Origin of the sequence: Vibrio sp. 10N.286.49.C3, assembly GCF_041469545.1 — a bacterium.
Lineage (GTDB): Bacteria > Pseudomonadota > Gammaproteobacteria > Enterobacterales > Vibrionaceae > Vibrio > Vibrio tasmaniensis_A.
Window position 1 is genome coordinate 81738 of record NZ_JBFRKT010000030.1, and the last position, 21800, is coordinate 103537.

Genomic DNA, 21800 nt, shown 5'->3' on the forward strand with positions numbered 1-21800 from the left:
CACCTTATGTGCATTGTTGACGTTATAAACAAAGGTTATTTCTATATGTTTCAGTTTAACGAATGTACCGAACTTAGTTTGGACGAAAAAAAAGCTCCCACTTTTATCTGAGTAAGATAATAGTTAGGGAGCTCATCTATTAATGTTGCTTATCGATTATTTCACCGAAGTCACTCGACTTACTTTCTCGCCACTTTCAGAGATAGAGCGGATGTAAGTTTCGCCTGAAACCGAAGGACGTTGTTGCTCATCGTACGTTAACCAGTTTTCACCATCCGCTGAGTATTGAAGCTCTACGCCAGGGAATTGAACGTTCATCGCTAGCTTGCCATCAATAACTTTTGCCCCCGGAACTGGTAGTCGGTAATCAATACCCGCTTTCTCAAGCTTAGCCAGTTCACGTTGACCAACAATATTCGCGAAGCGATTAAAGTCGTTGTTTAAAGACTGCTTATTTACTAGGTCGGTATCTTGAGAGTATTCAACGCCCACTTTGTAGTCGTTTTCCCAATCAGCTCTGTGCCATGCGCGCTCTGCTGCTGCAAGTACGCGAGGGAACACCATGTATTCATACTGCTCGTCGGTACGTACTGTTTCAGACCAAAGCTGTGCAGACAAGCCGTAGAAAGGTTTTGCTTCAATCTCGCCTTTACCAGTGAAGCCATTGCCGTCACGGTCTAATGAGGTTTCCGCGTTTTGTGGCATGTTTTCTGGTGCGAAGCCAAACATCTTACGAGTATCCGTTGCACGCGTTGCCCAGTAGTAACCGCGCTCTGCTGCGTCAACTTCGTATGGCATATCCATGTATACGTAATCTGGGTTAGAGACAATCACGTCATAACCTTTCGCTGACCAGTCGTACACTGATGAAGTGCCGCCCCAGTAAAGAACGTCCCAGAAGTTAACGCGAGTAGTTTCAGTAGCGAAGCCAGATTCACCCTCTTCCACATACTTCAAGCCATCTTGCCAAGCTTGGAAGTGAGGAATGCCTTTGTCTGCAACAATTTTTGATACTTCTTTTGCAAAGTAGCCAGGCAGGTGACCAAAATCACTCACTGAACCATCAGCAATCAAAGACTGACATTGTGGAGACTGTTGGAATGGCTTGTCTTGCTTGTCTAGCTCAATGTTACCTTTCCATGCCACTTTGTCTTGAGCATCAACATCTTGAAAGCCTGCGCCTAGCTTGATGTTTTTCGCTTCATCACCACCAAAGTGCCAAGTCGTTAGCGGCATACCCGCTTCATTGTGCATTGCTGCAATTTCAGTAATCACTTTATCAACAAAGCGAGTCGATGATTCCATACATGGGTTGATGAAGCTGTGCTTATCGTAGAACTGAATAGTCGTCACGTTTGAAGTATCTTGTGGATCCATCAAGCGATATTCACTTGCTTCAGCTTCTTTGCCTTCCGCCATTAGGCGAGTGTAACGCGCTTCCATTGATACCACAGCAGAACGAGCGTGTGCTGGCATATCAATTTCTGGAATTACTTCGATGCTGCGCGCTTTTGCGTAGCTTAAGATCTCGACGTAATCCGCTTTACTAAAGAAACCAGAGCCAAAGTTGTCTGTTGTTGGACCTGAACCTAGCTGAGGCAGTAAACAGCTTTGCTCTTCCAAATCAAAACAACGATTAGACCCTACATCCGTTAGCTCTGGTAAACCTGGGATTTCTAAACGCCAACCTTCATCATCAGTTAAGTGAAGGTGAAGTTTATTCATCTTGTATGCAGCCATTTGATCTAGCGTCGCTAGGATGGCATCTTTTGAGTGAAAGTTTCGAGCAACATCCACCATCACACCACGGTAATCAAAGCGTGGTGCATCTTTGATCGACAGTTGTGGTAGTGATTCAGCGTTCTGACTGTCTATTAGGCCAAAAATAGACTGAACTGCGTAGAAAGCACCTGTTTTATCAAACGCTTTAATCGCAATCCCCTCTTCCGAGATGCTTAGTTCATAAGCGCCAGATTTTGCTAAATCACCCGTAAACTGAGTAGGAACAACGGCAACACTAACAGGTAGGTCGCCACTCACATCTACGTTTACCACATCTGCACGTTCTTCAATTGCAGCGAACTGCTCAGCATCGAATGCCTCTTTCGGTAATGCAATACCACCAGCAATGCTCACTGAACCTTCACCCGCTTCTACCGACATTGGGGTTGGTAAAAGCGTTGTTGAAACGTCTTGCGTTGCTAGATCCGCATTCTTTTCGAAACGCGTAACAGCAGTCGCCATGACATTGTTGTCATCAGGTGTACGCTTAAGGTTGTTTCCTTCCAAACCTGTTACGAACGACGCGACATCTTCAGTATTCAATGAAGCAATCATCTTAGGTTCTGCGTTTGGCGCAGTTACGAATGCACCCGGCATAAAGTCAGTTTCAAACAGTTGCCAGTACTCACTCGTTAACGGAAGAATCACTTCTTCACCAGCGGCAAAACCATCGAACTTATCTGTTGGTTCTAGTTTGTGTAGGTCACCTGTTACACGAGTGATTTTAAATTGTTCGTTATCAACATCTAAAATAAGGCGAATACTATGGAAGTAGATAGTCCAATCTTTCGAATCAATCGCTTCACCGTCATTGGTCAGAGTCATGTTCACTTTATTACATGACGCCCACTCAGCACCTAGGTCCTGACAAGCCATGCCTTCATTCGCACCGTGATTGGTTAGAATTTCATATTGCACATCAAGGTTATCAGCCAGTGCATTAACCACCTGTTGCTCAGGTGCTTGCGTTACAGCACAACCCGTCAAACCAGCCAGTACCGCTACAGATAGTAAGTTTCTCTTCAACATCGTATTCACCCATAAATTTAAAATTGAGTCAGAAGCAAAGTGGAGCGCTTCGAAAGTTAGATAAACTATATGGGCTTATTTTTTGCCGTGAATTAAATCAGGTTAATAAAGTGATCAGCTTCAAATCTCAAAAACACTGATAAAATTAATTATATTAAAATCATTAAGTTACAACCTACGGCACTTCCGTCATTTTTATTTTGACGTAAAAACTGAGAATTGAATCACAATCTTTTTAAAGGATTTCATAAAATCGTGTTGTTGGTAGGGAGAAAGGTTTAAGAGTTTATTCGTGTTGTTATACTTTTCGTACAAACAACGTGACATCGTTCTCAAAAAAAACCGTTAAAAAACGCCGTCAAAATCAATTTTAACGAGTTCATATCTTTTAATAGGAGCTTTCCTTGCGCACATTTTTGTACGTAACTTTATTCGTTCTCGCATTTTCAGCCAAACAAGCTGCGGCCGAGCCTCTTTATTGGCAAGCCAAAAAGGATGATCTGACGCTTACTATCTTAGGTTCTGTGCACGTTGGGGATAAAAGTATGTACCCACTTCCTTCGGCAATCACCGACGCGCTAAAAAACAGTGATGGCTTAGTTATCGAAACGGATATAAGAAAGACAGAGGGTGTCGTTTATCCGACGACCAAAGTGACCACCGCTGATGTATTAAACAAACAACAAAAACAATTATTAACCGACATATCAAAATCATTGGGTATGCCAACGCAACAACTGCTTAACTCACCGCCTTGGGCAACCTCTCTATCGATACAGATGCAGCAGTTAAAAAAACTTGGTTATGGCTCCGCCGGCGGCGTTGATGCGACGCTAGCTTACAAAGCGACTATCCAAGATGTTCCAGTTGTCAGCTTAGAACCGCTTCAATTCCAAATAGACCTGATGACAAAACAAAAGGACGACGGTAAGGAGTGGTTAGTCAGTAGCCTTGAAGAGTTTGACCAAACTGATCGTGTGGTTCATTGCTTAATCGAAAGCTGGAAGCTTTCGCAGAGCTGTCTGAGATGTCACCTGAACTAGAGAAAGCATTTTTAACCGATCGCAATATAGACTGGGCAAACAAACTATCCGCCAATGATTGGAAACTTGACTCGAAAGAGAGCTACTTAATTGTGGTTGGCGCCTTGCACCTAATAGGAGAAGGTAACTTATTGCAGTTGTTAGAAGAGAAAGGTTTCAATGTCACTCAACAATCACAAAGCCAACAGGCCCGGTGTCAATTTGAGACTAGTGACGACAACTAACTAAATTCGATACCATGACCTTCTCATAATATAACCATTACCTAATAACTGAATCATTACACTTAATTGCACCATAACGGTGTTATTATCTTTCGCTCTTTTTATATACGGTGTTGTTCTCATGAAACTAGTACTCTTTGCTTTACCTTTAGCCCTAGCGATCCTCACGCCTACGGTAGTGACGGCTAAAGAAACTTGTACCATCGAACAGTTTCAGGCGATAGACATTCAACCGGATACAAAAGGCGGTGTGTTAGATAAAGAAAGCGGCCAGTTTCTGATCACTGAGAAGCCACCGATGCGCTGCGCCAATATTACGTTCATTACATCGACGACACGCAACCGTATCGCGAGCCAAATGAATAGAAAATTTGAAGCGAGCTTTTACGATGGCCAAACGAGTAACTCTCACTCGGTGACGTTTAATGAAGATGAAATACAGGCGGGTTACATTCGAATTGGTCGAAATAACCCTGTTGAAGCGTATGTTTGCTTTGTTACTTCAGAGACGCCAATCAAGAACATCACGTGTGATGTGAAGTAAACAGATTTTCGGCTGGCTTATTGAGTCAATCCTTTCTCTATGCGGGATGTTTAGAACAACAAGAGATTTCCGACTCACTCCTTCGTCGCTCTAGGGAATGACACATATACCAAAATGCAAAAAAGCCGTAGCCCCCTCTATTACGAGAGTGCTACGGCTTTCTTCAATGTGGCAGTGAAGATCTTATTTTGAACATCAGGCGAACCCCACTTTGGTTCTGACCCTATTTCCTATGACCTAAAACGACGAAAGCCTGCTCGTTGAGCAAGCTTTCTTAATGTGGCCAGTGAAGAGCTTATTTTGAACATCAGGCGAACCCCACTTTGATTCTGATCCTATTTCCATGATCTAAAACGACAAAAGCCTGCTCATTGAGCAGGCTCTCTAAATATGGTCGGTGAAGAGCTTATTTTGAATATCAGGCGAACCCCACCTTGGTTCTGATCCTATTTCCTATGATCTAAAACGACGAAAGCCTGCTCATTGAGCAGGCTTTCTTAATGTGGTCGGTGAAGAGGGATTCGAACCCCCGACCCTCTGGTCCCAAACCAGATGCGCTACCAAGCTGCGCTATTCACCGAGATATCTAACTGGCTGATTGCCTGTCGATGAAGCGTATAATACGGATTCTGAGTTTATCCGCAAGGGCTTTTTTCACTCTTTTTTACAATATCGAATCGTTCGAACAAAAGACGTACAAGTGAAATGCCAATGTGACGAAAAACACACAGTTACCAACAAGTATTTAACTTATGAAACAGGATTGATCCAGATCAGTGAATTGATAACACCAGTTAATACACTAACTCGTGTCATATAACTTTGAGGTATACACATGGACTTTTGGCTAGAACTCCTATTTGGTAATGCGGTGGGGCTATCTTCAATGATAGTAATATTCGGGGCTCTGGGTCTCATGATGTTCTATGGAGGCTTCTTCATCTACAAAGTTATGACTGAAAAATCTCCTCACTAGAATCGCTCAGCCTAAATCATCTACTTTTAAGTATCATTTTCTTTAGGTAGATGTAAAAACGCTTTGCACCGGAGCCGACTTAGTGTCTTCTCCGGTTTTTTCATTTTTAAACCCGGCCTTAACTTAGGTATACTTACCCTATCCTTATCCAACTTGAGATACACACTATGTCTCATGATGACGACTTAGATCTATTCCAAGAAATGATGGGCGATGTTAAACGTATCGACCATGACACCGCCGAACACCAGAAAGTACACCGAGTCACAGAATCTCACCTTGCTAAGCGTGAAGCCGCTATGTGGCTGTCTGACGACGAGAAAGACTACTTATCATTAGACTACTCTCCAGTGATCAAACCTGACGATGTCATTGCTTATAAGAAAGATGGTGTACAAGAAGGCGTATACAAAAAGCTGCGCTTGGGCAAGTATCCAATTCAAGCCAAACTCGACCTTCACAGGAAAACACTGAAAGACGCTCGTAACGAAGTACTCTCATTTTTACGCCAGTGTTTAAGAATGGATGTTCGCACCGTTATCATTGTCCACGGTAAAGGTGAGCGTTCGAATCCACCAGCAATGATGAAAAGCTACGTGGCAAATTGGCTAACACAAATTAACGATGTTCAATGTGTTCATTCAGCTCAGCAATTTCACGGTGGTACAGGCGCGGTCTATGTCATGCTCAGAAAGAGTAATGACAAAAAGCTAGAGAACAGAGAGCGCCATCAAAAGCGCAGCAGTTGATAAGTTGAGATAGATAATTAAGCTAATAGCGGTCTTGCATCAAGAGCGATATTTCGTGCCTAGACTCACACCAAGTGCTAAAATTGTTCTCAGTTAACGAATCCCAACTCAAAGCAACTATTCAGAGGTTGCTTTTTGTTTATCTATATTTCCGTTGTGAAACGCTAAGAGAATATCATGTCACAAGAATCCCAAGCTAAACGCCTTAATAAATACATCAGTGAAACTGGTTTTTGCTCACGCCGCGAAGCCGACAAACTCATTGATGCAGGCCGAGTTACTATTAACGGTAAGATCCCTGAAATGGGTACTAAAGTCTTGCCCGGTGATGATGTTGAGATCGACAATAAACCTGTTCGCTCAAAAGAGAAGCCGATCTACATTGCTCTTAATAAACCAACAGGCATTACCTGTACTACTGAGCGTGATATTCCAGGCAACATCGTCGACTTTATCGGCCACCACAAGCGTATCTTCCCAATTGGTCGCCTAGATAAACCCTCTGACGGCCTTATCTTCTTGACCAACGATGGCGACATCGTCAATAAGATTCTGCGTGCAGGTAACAATCACGAAAAAGAGTACGTGGTTCGTGTAGATAAGCCGATTACTACTGAGTTCTTGAAGCAAATGGGCGCTGGCGTTCATATTCTCGATACTGTTACCTTGCCATGTAAGGTAGAGAAAGAGACCAAGTTCTCGTTTCGCATCACATTAACGCAAGGCCTTAACCGTCAGATTCGCCGTATGTGTGAAGCCCTCGGATATGAAGTCTTTAAGCTTCGCCGTGTTCGTATTATGAACATCTCATTAGACGGCATTCCTAACGGAAAATGGCGCTACCTGAGCGACGAAGAGATTACTGAAATCTTGGCGATGTGTGAAGGCTCAGTAAGTACTGAAGATGCGTCAAAAATGAACGCGAAAGGTCAACGCATTCGTAAAGCGACTGACGCGAAACTTTTTGATAGCCGTGAAGAGAACCAAACTTCAACAGCGCGCCGTAATCAAAACGAGAACCGTACTCGCACTTATCGCGGTAACAATGCGGATGAATTCCGTCATGCGCCTAACTCAAAGCGTGGCCGTAACTCATCGAACGGTGAAAGCGGTGGCGGTGGCAATACCGAGAACTGGAAATCAAACTCTCGTTCAGAGCGTTCTAATTCAGATAAAAACCGTTCGGATCGCAATCGCACAGATCGCGACAATAACGAACGTAGAAGCGGTAAACCGACAAACCGCAGTCCAGATTCAAACAGACCGAACAAGCCTGTAACGAAACGTGTTGGTGGTACTTTAGGTTTGAAAAAGTAGTCAGAATCCTTTCAAAACGGGACTGTCGATAAAGAAACGCCCGCTAGATTAGTCTAGCGGGCGTTTTATTTATGATCATGTACGTTTATCGTTATGGAAAGCGCAAGCTACAGGCATAGTTCAGCAAACTGACCACGCGTAAGTAGTACTAAGTCTTTCGGGTCTAGCTCGATCTCTAACCCTCTCTTCCCTGCACTCACGCATATCGTTTCAAAATCGGTAGCGCTGGAATGAACAAAGGTAGGCAATGCTTTTTTCTGACCAAGAGGACTGATTCCTCCCACCACATAACCTGTCGTTTTCTGAGCAATATCTGGATCAGCCATCTCTGCTTTTTTACCTTTCGCCGCTTTTGCTGCAAACTTTAGATTTAGCTTCTGATCGACGGGAATAACGGCAACCGCCAAATCTTTCGCCACACCATTCAAGCTGAACAAAAGCGTTTTGAATACACGTTTGGGATCTTGACCAAGCGCTTCGACAGCCTCTAATCCATAATTCGTGTTATTCGCATCATGATGATACTGATGCACACTGTGAGCGATTTTCTTTTTCTTGGCGAGATTGATTGCAGGGGTCATAACAAATCCAAACGATAGATAAACAAAAAGCGACGCCGAGGCGTCGCTTTAGTTAAATTTATCATGGTGCTAGAGTCAATCTAATTTAGCACCTAATGATTCAATTAACTGGATTCAATTACTTGTAAACCATTTGACCTGAAGGCGCGTACTTGTTCACATCAACAGGGCTGTTTGCTTCTAGGTACTCTTTTAGTACTTCAGCGTCAACAAAACCTGTGTTCACAAAGCCAGGGTGGTCAGACAGTTTAGGGTAACCGTCACCGCCAGCAGCGTTAAAGCTTGGTACCGTAAAGCGGTACGTTTCATCTAAACGAAGCTGCTTGCCACCGATGAAGACATTCGATACTTCACCGTCAGCGACAGTCATAGAAATACCTGCAAACTGTGCATAAGCACCTGAATCAACAGGTTTAGTCGCCACTACGTTTAGGTAATCTAGAACTTCTTTACCAGTCATATCAGTGTAAGTCAGGATGTTTGCAAAAGGCTGTACTGTCAGTACATCTTTGTACGTCACATCGCCGGCTTCAATTGAGTCACGAACGCCACCGGAGTTCATCACAGCGAAGTCTGCTTTTGCACGCTCCATGTGAGAAGTCGCAATCAAACGACCCAGGTTAGTTTGTTGGAAGCGAACTACGTTACGGTCACCTTCAAGCTTGCCATTTGTCTCAGCGATTTGAACTTCTAACTGAGCTTGGCCCTGTTCTTGGAAAGGACGTAGGAATTCAAGCAGCTCTGGATCTTGTGCGATTTCATCTTGAATAAGAACGCGTTGCTTCTTGCCGTCAATCTTAACTTTCTTCTTAAGGTTAACGGGAACCAAGTCGTAGCTCACCATCTCTAGTTCGCCGTTACGGAATTCGTAATCAGCACGGCCTACGTACTTGCCCCATTCGTGAGCTTGAACGATGTAAGTACCGTTTTGAACGTCTGGTTTACACTCATCACCCGGCTTGAAGTTTTGCTTCGCAACGTTAGGGCCTTCCATACATACAGGCTCTTGAGAGTGACCACCAACGATCATATCTAGATCGCCTTCATTTAGGTAACGAGCTAGTGCTACATCACCCGGAGCATTAACACCACGCTGACCATTTTCGTAGTGACCCATGTGAGTCACAGCGAAGATAAGATCGGGTTTTTCTGTTTCTTTAAGTTCAGCGATCAGTTTCTTCGCTTCTTCTTTAGGGTCACGGAAATCGATACCAGCAATAAATTCTGGGTTACCAATTTTCGCAGTATCTTCAGTCGTTAGACCGATAACAGCAATCTTGATACCTTGCTTTTCAAACATCTCGTAAGCTTGGAATTTACGCTCGCCTGTCGCTTTGTCGTAGATGTTTGCAGATAGCATTGGGAAGTTTGCCCAGTAGATCTGTTTTTGCAGTACGTCTAGTGAGTTATCGAACTCGTGGTTACCTAATGCCATTGCATCGTAACCAATTTTATTCATACCTTTAAAATCAGGTTCTGCATCCTGAAGGTCTGACTCTGGTACACCAGTGTTGATGTCACCGCCAGATAGAAGCAACACGCTACCGCCTTCTGCTTCAACTTCTGCACGAAGTTGGTCAACAAGCGTTTTACGTGCAGACATGCCGTATTCGCCGTATTTGTTCTGCCAAAAACGACCATGGTTGTCGTTCGTATGCAGGATAGTTAGCTTATAAGTTTCGTCTTGGTTCCAATCATGAGCTGATTGAGACGCACATCCAGCCAAAGTAGCTAGGATTGCAGCACTTAGTGCTGTCTTTAGAATAAGGCGTTGCTTCATTGTCATACCTTTGAACTTTTTAGGGGAATCCACTGCTTTCTATAATCCATTGCGACTCCTTGTCTGGAGTTCGAACAATAAGACTTCAACATGACTAATCTTAAATTAACATTCTAAATGTAACACGACGATTTCATATTTATGTCGAATTGGTCACGCATAGATCAACAGTTAAGTGTAACAAAATTATGAGATTACACTCAAACTTCCCCTGCATCACAGGCAATCGTTTACTTATAAAGTGTGATGAACGTCAGCAATTCACTACAAACAGGACAGACCTCACACACCTATAGCGCTTTCTTAGGGAATCAGAGGCTCTGTTAACAAGGATTTAATCGCCTATCGTAGATTGACGCACTGCAAAACAAGTTCGTGAACAGACAGACAGCTTAGTCATAGGCCAAATAGGCCGAGGCTTCGGTGAACTAAACGGATGTTCCATTAAAAAACGCCCAACTCTAAGAGTTGGGCGTTTGTCTATTACAATCAAATAACGAGTTAACACTCTCTAGTTAATACTAGTGACTTAACATCAGATAAAACTATTTGATTTCGATGTGCTCGAAGCCTTTGATAAGGTCATCAAGTGCTTTCATCTGCTTCAAGAACGGTTCTAGCTTATCTAGCGGTAGCGCCGATGGGCCATCACAGCGTGCTTGATCCGGGTTAGGGTGAGCCTCAAGAAATAGACCAGCAATGCCCGTCGCAATACCCGCTTTAGCTAGTTCAACCGTTTGCTCACGACGACCGCCAGATGCAGCACCTGATGGATCACGCATTTGAAGCGCGTGAGTCACATCAAAGATAATCGGGCTACCGTTTGATGATTTCTTCATTACACCAAAACCAAGCATATCAACTACTAGGTTGTCATAACCCATGCAAGAACCGCGTTCACAAAGAATGATGTTGTCGTTGCCACACTCAGCAAACTTATCAACGATGTTACCCACTTGATCTGGGCTCATGAATTGAGGTTTCTTCACGTTGATTACCGCGCCAGTCTTAGCCATCGCTTCAACAAGGTCGGTTTGACGAGCTAGGAACGCCGGAAGTTGGATTACATCAACCACATCAGCAACAGGCTGAGCTTGTGCTTCTGTGTGAATATCAGTAATGATCTTCACGCCAAAAGTATCTTTCAGCTCTTGGAAAATTTTAAGACCTTCTTCCATGCCAGGACCACGGTATGAGTGAACTGAGCTACGGTTTGCTTTGTCGAAAGACGCCTTAAATACATAAGGGATACCCAGCTTCTCTGTTACTTTCACGTAGTGCTCACAGATCTGCATAGCTAGATCGCGAGATTCAAGAACGTTCATACCTGCAAATAGCGTAAATGGCTTGTCATTAGCAATTGGCATATTGCCAATGTGAACTGTTTTCTGTTCCATCATATTCTCTCTAAATAATTATTAATTAGTGAACAACCACTGTCTTTTCGTTCATGACGTTCACTTGAGATTTTAGTAGCTCAGATGCAGGGTCATCTGGGCATTGGTCGATAAAATATTGATAATCCGTAGCAGCGACTTGATGACAGTCTAGCTGCTGATAAATAAAGCCGCGGTCGCGGATTTCATACGGATCATCCGGCACAAACGTTAACGCAAGATCAGTACACTTCAATGCAAGCGTATAACGCTCTTCTCGAAGCAATGCACTCTTAAGTAACGCTAGCCACTTACCAATAATCGTTGGGTGGTCAGCAACTTCTAAGTGTTCAGCTTTTACCTTAGCTAGTGGGCCATCATGCCCAATAAGCCATGCTCGTAAAGTTTGCACGCCAACGTACTCGCCGTTGTACGGGTTAATGTATACAGCAGCTTGCCCGAACCAACTCACTTTAAGTAAGAATTGAGTTGGGAAAGACACGCCTTCAACAGGGAAGCCTAACTTGCGACCTAGATAAAGAAAGATCGCACCAAGACTCACTGGAATGCCTTTTTTTCTCTCAAGTACTTTATCGATAAATGCGTTTTCCGAAGAAAAATACGCATCTTTATCCCCAGCAAAACCCCACTCATAAAAGAATAGTCGAATAAAGGATTCAAACTTCTGCTGTTCATCCGTTTCGTTAACCAAAGCAAACTCGGCGTCTTTTAACAATCTCGCCAACTCTTGTTCAGCCCAACTGTCTTGAGTTTCTGGGTTAATCGCTTTATTTAAGATCAATGCACCTTCAGCTAACTCTAGCTGGTCAAAGTCTTCATCAAAAAATTCGTACATAGGTAGTTAACCGAAATAAGGAGATAATTAACCGAAAAATGTTGGTGTCTTCGTCATTGCAATTTTACCTGCCATCGCTAACCAGCCAAGCGCACCAAAGAAAGAGAACACTCTCAGTAGCTTGTTTTTACCTAGCTTAAGCGCAAAGAAGCCCAATGCGATGTAAGCCATAACACAGGTTAGTTTTTCGGTTAACCAGGGTGCTGCTGGTGTAAATGGAATAAAGCCAGTGATAAAAATCAAACAAATACCCGAAAGCAACAGCAATGAGTCATTGATATGAGGGAAACGCTGTAAGAAAGGATGCTTAAGCTTCGGTGAGTTAGCCATCATAAGAGCGAAACGAATCGAAAGAAGCAGTGCGCTTATAGCAATCGTTAATAGGTGAAAATGTTTTAGACCTTCGTACATGGTATTCCTTTATATTTTTATATGTCTTTCGTTAACACGAGCCACACAATACCCGTTAATGCTCTGTAGTTCTGCGTAAAATCTCTGTATTTCTGCGTTAAATGCATTATCGAGTTAAACGTATTTTCGAGTTAAAGGTATCAATTTAGCAAGTTAATCATCTATTGCTCACAAGATGATTAACAGCAGCCTATGAACAGTAACGACCCAATGTCACTCGGTCATTACCACCGTAATCTTTCTCTGTCACAACATCGAGATATCCGAGCGCCTGCATAATCTCACGTACAGCTAAACCTTGGTCGTAACCGTGTTCAAACGCTAACCAACCTTCGTTTTCTAAAAAGCTTCGTGCGTTTTCAGAGATGTATCGAATATCAGCTAAACCTTTATCTTCAGCCACTAACGCTGTGATCGGTTCAAAACGCACATCACCTTGAGATAAATGAGGGTCATTCTTCTCAATGTAAGGTGGGTTAGAGACAATCAACGAGAACTTGACCGCTTCTTTTTCAGAGTTAGCCAGGTTCAAAGGCTCAAACCAACTGCCATGTAAAAAAGTGGCGTTAGTGATATTTAATCGCTGAGCGTTTTCTGTCGCAAGTTGTTGCGCTTCCGGACGAAGATCAATTCCCGTCACTGGTCGGTTCGGCATCTCAGACGCCAATGCCAAAGCAATCGCACCTGTACCAGTTCCTAAATCGAGAATCGCACCTTGCTTGCCATACGTTTTGTCTAACGCCACTTCAACCAAACGTTCCGTATCTGGACGCGGGATTAAAGTAGAAGGAGAGACTTTTAACGGCAGCGACCAAAACTCACGTTCACCAACAATATAAGCCACAGGCTCACCGGTTAAGCGACGTTTTAGAAGGGTATGGAATTCGGATTCTTGTTCTGAAGTGAGATGCTTCTCAGGCCAAGTCAGTAGGTAAGAGCTAGGTTTATCTAAGGCGTGACAAAGCAGTACCGCAGCATCAATCGAGGGCGATGTGTTATCGCCCTCTTGAAGCTGTACGATTGCTGACTTTAAAGCACTTTCAACCGTATATGCTGACTGCATAGTAATTAGTTGTGCTCAGCAAGTGCTGCTAGTTGATCTGCTTGGTGCTCTTGTAGAACAGGATCAAGCAGGCTTTGCATATCACCCTCTAGAACTTCGTTCAGGCGGTAGATAGTTAAGTTGATGCGGTGATCAGAAACACGGCCTTGAGGGTAGTTGTACGTACGAATACGGTCACTACGGTCACCAGAACCTAATAGGTTACGACGTGTATCTGAAATCGCGGCAGCACGACGCTCTTCTTCAGCTTGAACGATACGAGCCGCAAGAACAGCCATCGCTTTCGCTTTGTTTTTATGCTGAGAACGCTCGTCTTGACACTCTACAACTGTACCTGTTGGTAAGTGAGTAATACGGATTGCTGAATCCGTGGTGTTAACGTGCTGACCACCCGCGCCAGATGCACGGAAAGTATCAATCTTAAGATCGCCAGCTTTGATCTCTGGAAGATCCGCTTCTGGGATCTCAGGCATAACCGCAACGGTACATGCTGATGTATGAACACGACCTTGAGATTCCGTCTCAGGTACACGTTGTACACGGTGACCACCAGACTCAAACTTCATTGTGCCGTAAACAGCATCGCCACTGATTTTAGCGATCATCTCTTTAAAGCCGCCCTGCTCTGAAACATTGCTGCTCATCACTTCGACGCGCCAGCCTTTTTTCTCGGCAAACTTAGAGTACATACGGAAAAGGTTACCCGCAAAAATACCCGCTTCATCACCACCTGCGCCGGCACGAATCTCTAAGAAACAGTTACGCTCATCGTTTGGATCTTTTGGAATCAGAAGAATTTGCAGCTCATCAGTCAGACGTTCAATGTTCGCTTTCGCATCTTTGATTTCTTCTTGAGCCATTTCACGCATTTCTGCGTCGTCTTCATTTGCCATCTCTTCAGCAGCTTCTAAATCTTCTTGAGCTTGCTGGTATGATTTAAAGCACCCCGTCACCTCTTCTAATTGAGAATACTCTTTTGACAAGGCACGGAATTTATCTTGATTCCCAAGTACATCGGGATCACCAAGTAGATGTTGAACTTCTTCATAGCGTTCAACAAGTGTTTCAAGCTTTATTAGAATCGAGGCTTTCATAATGTCTTATTCTGTTGGAGGTCGAATATTATTGAGGGTTTTCTAAGCCCAAACTCTGTCTAATGACCGTTAATTTTGCAGGTTCTCCTTGCTCTGCTGCACTTTGGAGTGCACGCGTTGGAGCATGGATCAATTTGTTTGTGAGCTTGTTACTTAGCTCAAGTAAGACTTTTTCAGGGTCACCGCCAGCGGCAAGTGATTGTAAACTCTTACTTAATAATTCTTCTCGGATTTCATTGGCCGATTTGCGATAGTCACGAATACTGTCTACCGCTTGCAGTGAGCGCATCCAACTCATGAATGCTGCACTTTCTTCACTAACGATAGCTTCCGCTTGGATAGCTTCCACTTTACGTTGTTCAATGTTGCCATCAACAATCGACTGCAGATCATCAACGGAATATAGGTAAGCATCATTCAGATCGCCTACCTGAGACTCAACGTCTCGGGGAACAGCAATATCAACCAACAACATCGGTTGATGTTTTCTTGTCTTAAGTGCGGTCTCAACCATGCCCTTCCCAATAATAGGCAGTGGACTAGCGGTTGAGCTGATCACGATATCCGCTCGATGCAGGTGAACGGGGATTTCATTGAGGCTAATCACTTCAGCACCAAACTCTTCAGCTAGCCCTAAAGCACGCTCACGAGTTCGGTTGGCCACAATCATCTTGGTGCAACCATTCGCTGAAAGGTGTTTTGCCACCAATTCAATCGTCTCACCCGCACCTACCAGTAACACCGTTGATTCAGCAATCGACTCAAAGATGTGTTTGGCTAATGTGCAAGCTGCGTAAGCAACTGAAACCGCGCTTCCGCCAATTTCAGTTTCAGTTCGAACACGCTTAGCGACAGAAAATGATTTCTGAAACAGTTTTTCCATTGAAGCATCAACAGATTTGTTATCTCGAGAGTCTGTATAAGCTTGCTTCACCTGACCTAAAATCTGTGGTTCACCCAACACCAGAGAGTCCAAACCACAGGCAACGCGCATTAAGTGCTTAATCGCGGCTTGTTCTTCATGGATGTAGATACTCGGTTTTAATTCTTCAGGGCTAACTTGATGAAATACAGACAGCCAATCGATCAACTTGTTTTTTGCCACGCCTTTGACGTCACAATACACTTCAGTTCGATTACAGGTAGAAAGTATGACACTTCCATTTACGTGTGCATTTGCGTTAAGTTGCTTAAGTGCCTCAGATAATTTATCTGGACCAAAAGCGACTTTTTCTCGCAATTCAACCGACGCTGTATTGTGATTGATACCTACGGCAAGCAAAGACATGTATCAGAAGTTCTCGATCAGGGAATGGAAACAAGGGGCGAATTTTACTTGATGCATGGCTCCATTTAAAGAGCAAGCGGGATTTGTTTTCCTGAGTTCGTGAATTCAATGCTATAGTTGAGACGTTTTTTAGATAAATTTGAACAAGTTGTGAGCAAATATGAGCAAGCTTCGAAAAATCACGTCTCTTATTTTTTTGACCATCATTATGGTGGGTTGCTCGTCTATCCCAGAACAACCGACCAGCGTTGAGTGGCAAAGTCACCAAAACAGGCTTTTACAGATAGAAAACTATCAAGCTTCAGGCAAGCTCGCTTACATTTCTCCAGAGCAACGCCAAAGCCTAAACTTCATATGGAAGCACTCCCCAAATCAAAGCCAATTAAGACTGACCACTTTCCTTGGTCAAACCGCTTTGAACCTTACAATCGACAGTTTGGGTGCAAAAGTCGTGACTTACGATGATCAAGTATTCACCCATGCAAGTGCATCTGTATTGGTAGAGCAACTTACTGGATTGCAGATCCCCATTGATCACCTACCACAATGGTTCCTTGGCATTCCCGACCAAGCAGACAGCTACCAACTCAACAGCACTAACACGCTTGAATCTCTGTCTAAACAAGTCAGCAGTCAATTGTGGACCCTGAATTTTGCTAACTATCGCAATACAGAGATGCCGAGTACACTATTATCTGGTGAAGACAGCAAGAACTCTAGTGAAGACAACGCAAAGGTAGAGACAATTCCCCTCCCTACTCGATTGTCATTCAAGCAAGACGAGAACAAAATCAACATTGTAGTTTCGAAGTGGACACTGAAAAAATGATAACAACGCCAACGCACTGGCCTTCGCCAGCTAAGCTGAATTTATTTCTCTATATCACTGGCCGACGCGATAATGGCTATCACGAACTTCAGACCCTATTTCAGTTTGTCGACTTTGGCGATGAACTTACGGTTACCGCAAACCGAGAAACAAGCTCGATAACAATCACACCTGAAATTCCAGGCGTTGCGACAGAAGATAACCTGATTTGGAAAGCCGCAACTGCCCTTCAACAATATACATCGACAACTTTCGGTGCGGATATTCAGTTAAAGAAAGTGCTTCCTATGGGAGGTGGCATTGGCGGAGGCTCTTCAAATGCCGCAACCGTGTTGGTCGCGCTCAACCATTTATGGCAACTCAACCTGTCTGATGACCAGTTAGCTGAGATTGGCTTAAAGCTTGGTGCAGACGTTCCGGTCTTCGTTCGAGGCCACGCCGCCTTTGCTGAAGGTGTTGGTGAACAATTACAACCCGCTAATCCGGATGAGAAATGGTATCTCGTTGTTAAACCTCAAGTGAGCATAGCAACTGTAGACATATTCACACATTCAGAATTAACTCGAAATACGCCGAAGCGAGCACTATCAACGCTTCTAGAGCAAGAATACGTAAACGATTGCGAAAAAATTGTGCGAATGCTGTACCCAGAGGTTGATAAGCAACTTTCATGGCTGCTACAATACGCGCCGTCGAGATTGACTGGTACGGGTTCATGCGTTTTTGCTGAATTTAGCAGCAAAAAAGAAGCCGAATCAGTGCTAGAGCAACTGCCTGACACAGTTTCCGCGTTTGTCGCGAGAGGACGAAACATTTCGCCTTTAAAAGAAACTTTGGCTGAATACCAATCAGCCCACCCACAATCTATTTAAAACTGGACGCAACCCGAGGTTTCCACCGTGCCTGATATGAAGCTATTTGCTGGTAACGCAACACCTGAACTAGCCCAACGTATTGCTGATCGTCTATACATCTCTCTTGGAGATGCTACTGTAGACCGTTTTTCTGATGGCGAAGTCGCTGTACAAATCAATGAAAACGTTCGTGGTAGCGATGTATTCCTGATTCAATCAACTTGTGCACCAACCAATGACAACCTTATGGAATTGGTGGTAATGATTGACGCAATGCGCCGTGCTTCTGCTGGCCGTATTACTGCTGTAATCCCTTACTTCGGTTATGCCCGTCAAGATCGTCGTGTACGTTCTGCTCGTGTGCCTATTACTGCAAAAGTTGTTGCAGATTTCCTTTCTAACGTTGGTGTTGACCGCGTTTTGACTATCGACCTACACGCAGAGCAAATCCAAGGCTTCTTCGATGTACCTGTTGATAACATTTTCGGCACTCCAGTTCTTCTAGAAGACATGGCTAACCGTGGCCTAGAAAACCCAGTTGTGGTTTCTCCAGACCTTGGTGGTGTTGTACGTGCTCGTGCTACAGCTAAAGCGCTAGGTGATGTTGACATCGCTATCGTTGATAAGCGTCGTCCACGTGCTAACGTTTCTGAAGTAATGAACCTAATCGGTGATGTTGAAGGTCGTGACTGTGTTATCGTTGATGACATGATCGATACTGGTGGCACACTATGTAAAGCAGCTGAAGCGCTTAAAGAGCGCGGTGCTAAGCGTGTATTCGCTTACGCAACTCACGCTGTATTCTCTGGTACTGCTGCAGAAAACATCCGCAATTCAGTTCTAGACCAAGTTATTGTTACCGATTCAATCAAGCTTTCTCCGGAAATGGCCGCGACAGGTAAAGTAACTGAACTAAGCCTTTCTCGCATGCTTGCTGAAGCGATTCGTCGTATCAGCAACGAAGAGTCTATCTCTGCGATGTTCAACTAATCAAAGCTCTATAGCTTTGCTTTAGCAGAACAATCTGAAAAAGATATTAAGCACTTCATTCGATGAAGTGCTTTTTTTATATCTAATACCAATCACAGTAAGTAAGTGTTCAGAAATAGCGCAGGAAAAAAGCTTGAGAACAAGGCGTGATTTTTTTATAAGTAGTTATTCTACAATCAAAAATTATAACGCAGTTATCGAGCATTTTAACTAGCTAGGGTGACCAGTTATTTACTACGATTGGTATAACGACCACAAAGTGAATTTGACCACAGTTTGAATCATTGAGTTGCTATCAGCTAGCTCGCACCTTTTTCATAAACTGTGATATCATACGGCGCTTTTTGAAATCCCAAGAGAGATCCATACCTTGAGCCAACAAATAAAACTTCTCGTTGGACTGGCTAATCCAGGTCCAGAATACGCCAAAACTCGCCACAATGCGGGTGCTTGGGTAGTTGAAGAATTAGCACGTGTACACAACGTGACACTGAAGAACGAACCAAAGTTCTTTGGCCTAACGGGTCGTATCATGGTTCATGGTGAAGATCTTCGTTTGCTGATCCCAACGACTTTTATGAACTTGTCAGGCAAAGCTGTTGCTGCCTTAGCAAAGTTCTACCAAATTAAACCAGAAGAGATCATGGTCGCTCACGATGAGTTAGATCTTCCTCCAGGTATTGGAAAGTTTAAAAAAGGTGGTGGTCATGGTGGACATAATGGTCTGAAAGACATCATCAGCAAACAGGGTAACAATAAAGAATTCTATCGTCTTAGATTAGGCATTGGCCATCCAGGACACAAAGATAAAGTTGCAGGTTATGTATTAGGCAAAGCTCCTGCGAAAGAGCAAGAGTGTATCGAGGCTGTCGTTGACGAATCGGTTCGTAGCCTAGACATCTTATTGAAAGATGGCCTACCAAAAGCACAAAATCGCTTACATACGTTCAAAGCAGAATAAGGTTTATATCATGGGTTTTAAATGTGGCATCGTTGGTCTACCAAACGTTGGTAAGTCAACTCTGTTTAACGCACTGACTAAAGCAGGCATCGAAGCAGCAAACTTTCCATTTTGTACGATCGAACCAAACACAGGTATCGTTCCGGTTCCAGATCTACGCTTAGATGCATTAGCAAAAATTGTTAATCCACAGAAGATCCTTCCAACGACAATGGAATTCGTAGATATCGCAGGCCTAGTTGCTGGCGCATCTAAAGGCGAAGGTCTAGGTAACAAGTTCCTAGCTAACATCCGCGAAACTGATGCTATCGGTCACGTTGTACGCTGCTTTGAAAACGAAAACATCGTTCACGTTTCAGGCAAAGTATCACCTATCGAAGATATCGAAGTGATCAACCTTGAGCTTGCTCTTGCCGATCTAGATAGCTGTGAACGTGCAATATTCCGCAATGCTAAAAAAGCAAAAGGCGGCGATAAAGACGCTAAATTCGAAACTACGGTTCTTGAAAAGCTACTACCTATCCTGACTGAAGGTGGTATGGCTCGTACTGTTGAACTTGCTAAAGAAGAAGTAGCGGCGATCGACTACCTTAACTTCCTAACGCTTAAGCCAACAATGTACATCGCAAACGTTGCTGAAGATGGTTTTGAAAACAACCCTTACCTAGACGCAGTTCGTGAGTACGCAGAAAAAGAGAACAACGTTGTTGTTGCTGTTTGTGCTGCAATCGAATCTGAGCTTTCTGAACTTGACGATGAAGATCGTGAAGAGTTCCTTGCAGACATGGGTATCGAAGAACCAGGCCTTAACCGAGTGATCCGCTCTGGTTACGAACTACTTACTCTTCAGACTTACTTCACTGCAGGTGTTAAAGAAGTTCGCGCTTGGACGATCCCTGTAGGTGCGACTGCGCCACAAGCTGCAGGCAAGATCCACACCGACTTCGAAAAAGGATTCATCCGTGCAGAAGTAGTTGGTTACGAACATTTCATCGAATTTGGCGGTGAAAGCGGAGCAAAAGATGCAGGTAAATGGCGTCTTGAAGGCAAAGAATACATAGTTAAAGATGGTGATGTTGTTCACTTCCGTTTCAACGTTTAATTACCGATAAACATCTAATAAAAGGCCAGTGAATTCACTGGCCTTTTTCGTTTTCGCTCTTTCTAAAGAGCTTCTTATCCAAAACTTAACTTCCTATATATATCGGCATTTGAACCTATTTCTTGCTGACAAATACGCCTCTTTGACTAAAAAGAAACCGAACAGATGTTTATTCGTGATTTATTCAAAAAAAAAGTTGACGGGTTTCACTCAACTCCGCATAATGCGCCCCGTTCACAACGAAGCGGCAACGTCTCGAAATGAGCAACAATTTGGAAATGGCTACTTAGCTCAGTTGGTTAGAGCACATCACTCATAATGATGGGGTCGCAGGTTCGAATCCCGCAGTAGCCACCATTTCCTAAGCACTCTGTTTGTTATTAAACGTATGTCTTTTGACAACAAAGAGTTTTTAGGAAATAAAGCGGTCGTGGCGGAATTGGTAGACGCACCAGATTTAGGTTCTGGCGCCGAGAGGTGTGAGAGTTCAAGTCTCTCCGACCGCACCATTATTTAGATATCTTAATTGATATCCTGTTGGGCTATCGCCAAGCGGTAAGGCACTGGCTTTTGATGCCAGCATTCCCTGGTTCGAATCCAGGTAGCCCAGCCACTATTTAAAGTGTAATTATCTTTAAAAAGATAATGGCATTGGAAGCGAGATTATATTATATTACTTCGCTCTCAGATGGCTACTTAGCTCAGTTGGTTAGAGCACATCACTCATAATGATGGGGTCGCAGGTTCGAATCCCGCAGTAGCCACCATTCTTTCTTTATGAAAGAAAAAGTACAAACAACGTTATATTGAATCACCAATGTCGATATAACTATACTCTTCGCTAGAGTAAAAGCTTTGCTGCGGTCGTGGCGGAATTGGTAGACGCACCAGATTTAGGTTCTGGCGCCGAGAGGTGTGAGAGTTCAAGTCTCTCCGACCGCACCATTATTT

At 43.7% G+C, this 21800-nt stretch carries 18 protein-coding genes, 6 tRNA genes and 1 pseudogene; 15 read left to right on the top strand and 10 right to left on the bottom strand.

Annotated features, from left to right (window positions below):
* Positions 1–156: 156 nt before the first annotated feature.
* Positions 157–2811, bottom strand: a complete 2655-nt coding sequence (locus AB4180_RS14255; RefSeq protein WP_017099142.1) for a beta-N-acetylhexosaminidase — start codon at positions 2809–2811, stop codon at positions 157–159.
* Between the two features lie 404 nt (positions 2812–3215).
* Between AB4180_RS14255 and AB4180_RS14260 the strand changes: the two are divergent.
* A pseudogene (locus AB4180_RS14260) lies at positions 3216–4078 on the top strand (TraB/GumN family protein).
* A gap of 121 nt (positions 4079–4199) precedes the next feature.
* Positions 4200–4622 (top strand): hypothetical protein, encoded by a 423-nt coding sequence (locus AB4180_RS14265; RefSeq protein ID WP_017099139.1) that lies wholly within the window; start codon positions 4200–4202, stop codon positions 4620–4622.
* Between the two features lie 503 nt (positions 4623–5125).
* Here the strand turns inward: AB4180_RS14265 and AB4180_RS14270 are convergent.
* A tRNA-Pro gene (locus AB4180_RS14270) sits at positions 5126–5202 on the bottom strand.
* Between the two features lie 255 nt (positions 5203–5457).
* Between AB4180_RS14270 and AB4180_RS14275 the strand changes: the two genes are divergently transcribed.
* From AB4180_RS14275 to rluF, 3 genes are all read left to right on the top strand, one after another.
* On the top strand, positions 5458–5598 hold the full coding sequence (locus tag AB4180_RS14275) for a DUF3149 domain-containing protein (RefSeq protein ID WP_004736246.1): 141 nt from the start codon (positions 5458–5460) through the stop codon (positions 5596–5598).
* A gap of 167 nt (positions 5599–5765) precedes the next feature.
* Entirely contained in the window at positions 5766–6347 is a 582-nt protein-coding gene (smrA, locus tag AB4180_RS14280; RefSeq protein WP_102250349.1) for a DNA endonuclease SmrA, read from the top strand.
* 177 nt (positions 6348–6524) lie between these two features.
* A complete protein-coding gene (gene rluF / locus AB4180_RS14285) occupies positions 6525–7664 on the top strand; it encodes a 23S rRNA pseudouridine(2604) synthase RluF (protein ID WP_017103970.1) in 1140 nt (379 codons plus the stop codon).
* 107 nt (positions 7665–7771) lie between these two features.
* Here rluF and ybaK read toward each other — a convergent pair whose 3' ends face one another.
* From ybaK to hemA, 8 genes are all read right to left on the bottom strand, one after another.
* The gene (gene ybaK / locus AB4180_RS14290) at positions 7772–8245 is read right to left on the bottom strand and encodes a Cys-tRNA(Pro) deacylase (RefSeq protein WP_009848722.1); all 474 of its coding nucleotides are present in this window, start codon (positions 8243–8245) and stop codon (positions 7772–7774) included.
* A 118-nt stretch (positions 8246–8363) separates the two neighbouring features.
* The gene (ushA, locus tag AB4180_RS14295) at positions 8364–10025 is read right to left on the bottom strand and encodes a bifunctional UDP-sugar hydrolase/5'-nucleotidase UshA (protein ID WP_102250348.1); all 1662 of its coding nucleotides are present in this window, start codon (positions 10023–10025) and stop codon (positions 8364–8366) included.
* Between the two features lie 545 nt (positions 10026–10570).
* Positions 10571–11425, bottom strand: coding sequence for a 3-deoxy-8-phosphooctulonate synthase (gene kdsA, locus AB4180_RS14300; RefSeq protein ID WP_083784152.1), 855 nt, complete (start codon positions 11423–11425; stop codon positions 10571–10573).
* A gap of 22 nt (positions 11426–11447) precedes the next feature.
* Positions 11448–12257, bottom strand: a complete 810-nt coding sequence (locus tag AB4180_RS14305; RefSeq protein ID WP_009848725.1) for a SirB1 family protein — start codon at positions 12255–12257, stop codon at positions 11448–11450.
* A 27-nt stretch (positions 12258–12284) separates the two neighbouring features.
* Positions 12285–12668, bottom strand: a complete 384-nt coding sequence (locus AB4180_RS14310; protein ID WP_102250347.1) for a SirB2 family protein — start codon at positions 12666–12668, stop codon at positions 12285–12287.
* A 190-nt stretch (positions 12669–12858) separates the two neighbouring features.
* A complete protein-coding gene (prmC, locus tag AB4180_RS14315; protein ID WP_102250346.1) occupies positions 12859–13731 on the bottom strand; it encodes a peptide chain release factor N(5)-glutamine methyltransferase in 873 nt (290 codons plus the stop codon).
* Between the two features lie 5 nt (positions 13732–13736).
* Positions 13737–14825, bottom strand: coding sequence for a peptide chain release factor 1 (gene prfA / locus AB4180_RS14320; protein WP_009848728.1), 1089 nt, complete (start codon positions 14823–14825; stop codon positions 13737–13739).
* A 28-nt stretch (positions 14826–14853) separates the two neighbouring features.
* Positions 14854–16113, bottom strand: a complete 1260-nt coding sequence (gene hemA / locus AB4180_RS14325; protein WP_017103965.1) for a glutamyl-tRNA reductase — start codon at positions 16111–16113, stop codon at positions 14854–14856.
* Between the two features lie 160 nt (positions 16114–16273).
* Here hemA and lolB point away from each other — a divergent pair, with 160 nt between their 5' ends.
* From lolB to AB4180_RS14375, 10 genes are all read left to right on the top strand, one after another.
* Complete coding sequence (gene lolB / locus AB4180_RS14330) at positions 16274–16942, top strand: lipoprotein insertase outer membrane protein LolB (RefSeq protein WP_017103964.1); 669 nt, start codon at positions 16274–16276, stop codon at positions 16940–16942.
* The gene (gene ispE / locus AB4180_RS14335; protein ID WP_032500305.1) at positions 16939–17814 is read left to right on the top strand and encodes a 4-(cytidine 5'-diphospho)-2-C-methyl-D-erythritol kinase; all 876 of its coding nucleotides are present in this window, start codon (positions 16939–16941) and stop codon (positions 17812–17814) included. The genes lolB and ispE overlap by 4 nt, the downstream gene beginning before the upstream one ends.
* A gap of 27 nt (positions 17815–17841) precedes the next feature.
* Complete coding sequence (locus AB4180_RS14340; RefSeq protein WP_012603389.1) at positions 17842–18786, top strand: ribose-phosphate pyrophosphokinase; 945 nt, start codon at positions 17842–17844, stop codon at positions 18784–18786.
* A gap of 370 nt (positions 18787–19156) precedes the next feature.
* Positions 19157–19747 (top strand): aminoacyl-tRNA hydrolase, encoded by a 591-nt coding sequence (pth, locus tag AB4180_RS14345; RefSeq protein ID WP_010439162.1) that lies wholly within the window; start codon positions 19157–19159, stop codon positions 19745–19747.
* Between the two features lie 10 nt (positions 19748–19757).
* Positions 19758–20849 carry a redox-regulated ATPase YchF gene (ychF, locus tag AB4180_RS14350; RefSeq protein ID WP_029223110.1) on the top strand — a complete coding sequence of 364 codons (1092 nt, stop codon included), beginning with the start codon at positions 19758–19760 and terminating at the stop codon, positions 20847–20849.
* A gap of 280 nt (positions 20850–21129) precedes the next feature.
* Positions 21130–21206, top strand: a tRNA-Met gene (locus AB4180_RS14355).
* A gap of 67 nt (positions 21207–21273) precedes the next feature.
* Positions 21274–21358 (top strand) — tRNA-Leu (locus tag AB4180_RS14360).
* Positions 21359–21387: 29 nt separating this feature from the next.
* Positions 21388–21462, top strand: a tRNA-Gln gene (locus tag AB4180_RS14365).
* A gap of 77 nt (positions 21463–21539) precedes the next feature.
* A tRNA-Met gene (locus AB4180_RS14370) sits at positions 21540–21616 on the top strand.
* 93 nt (positions 21617–21709) lie between these two features.
* Positions 21710–21794, top strand: a tRNA-Leu gene (locus AB4180_RS14375).
* Positions 21795–21800: the final 6 nt, after the last annotated feature.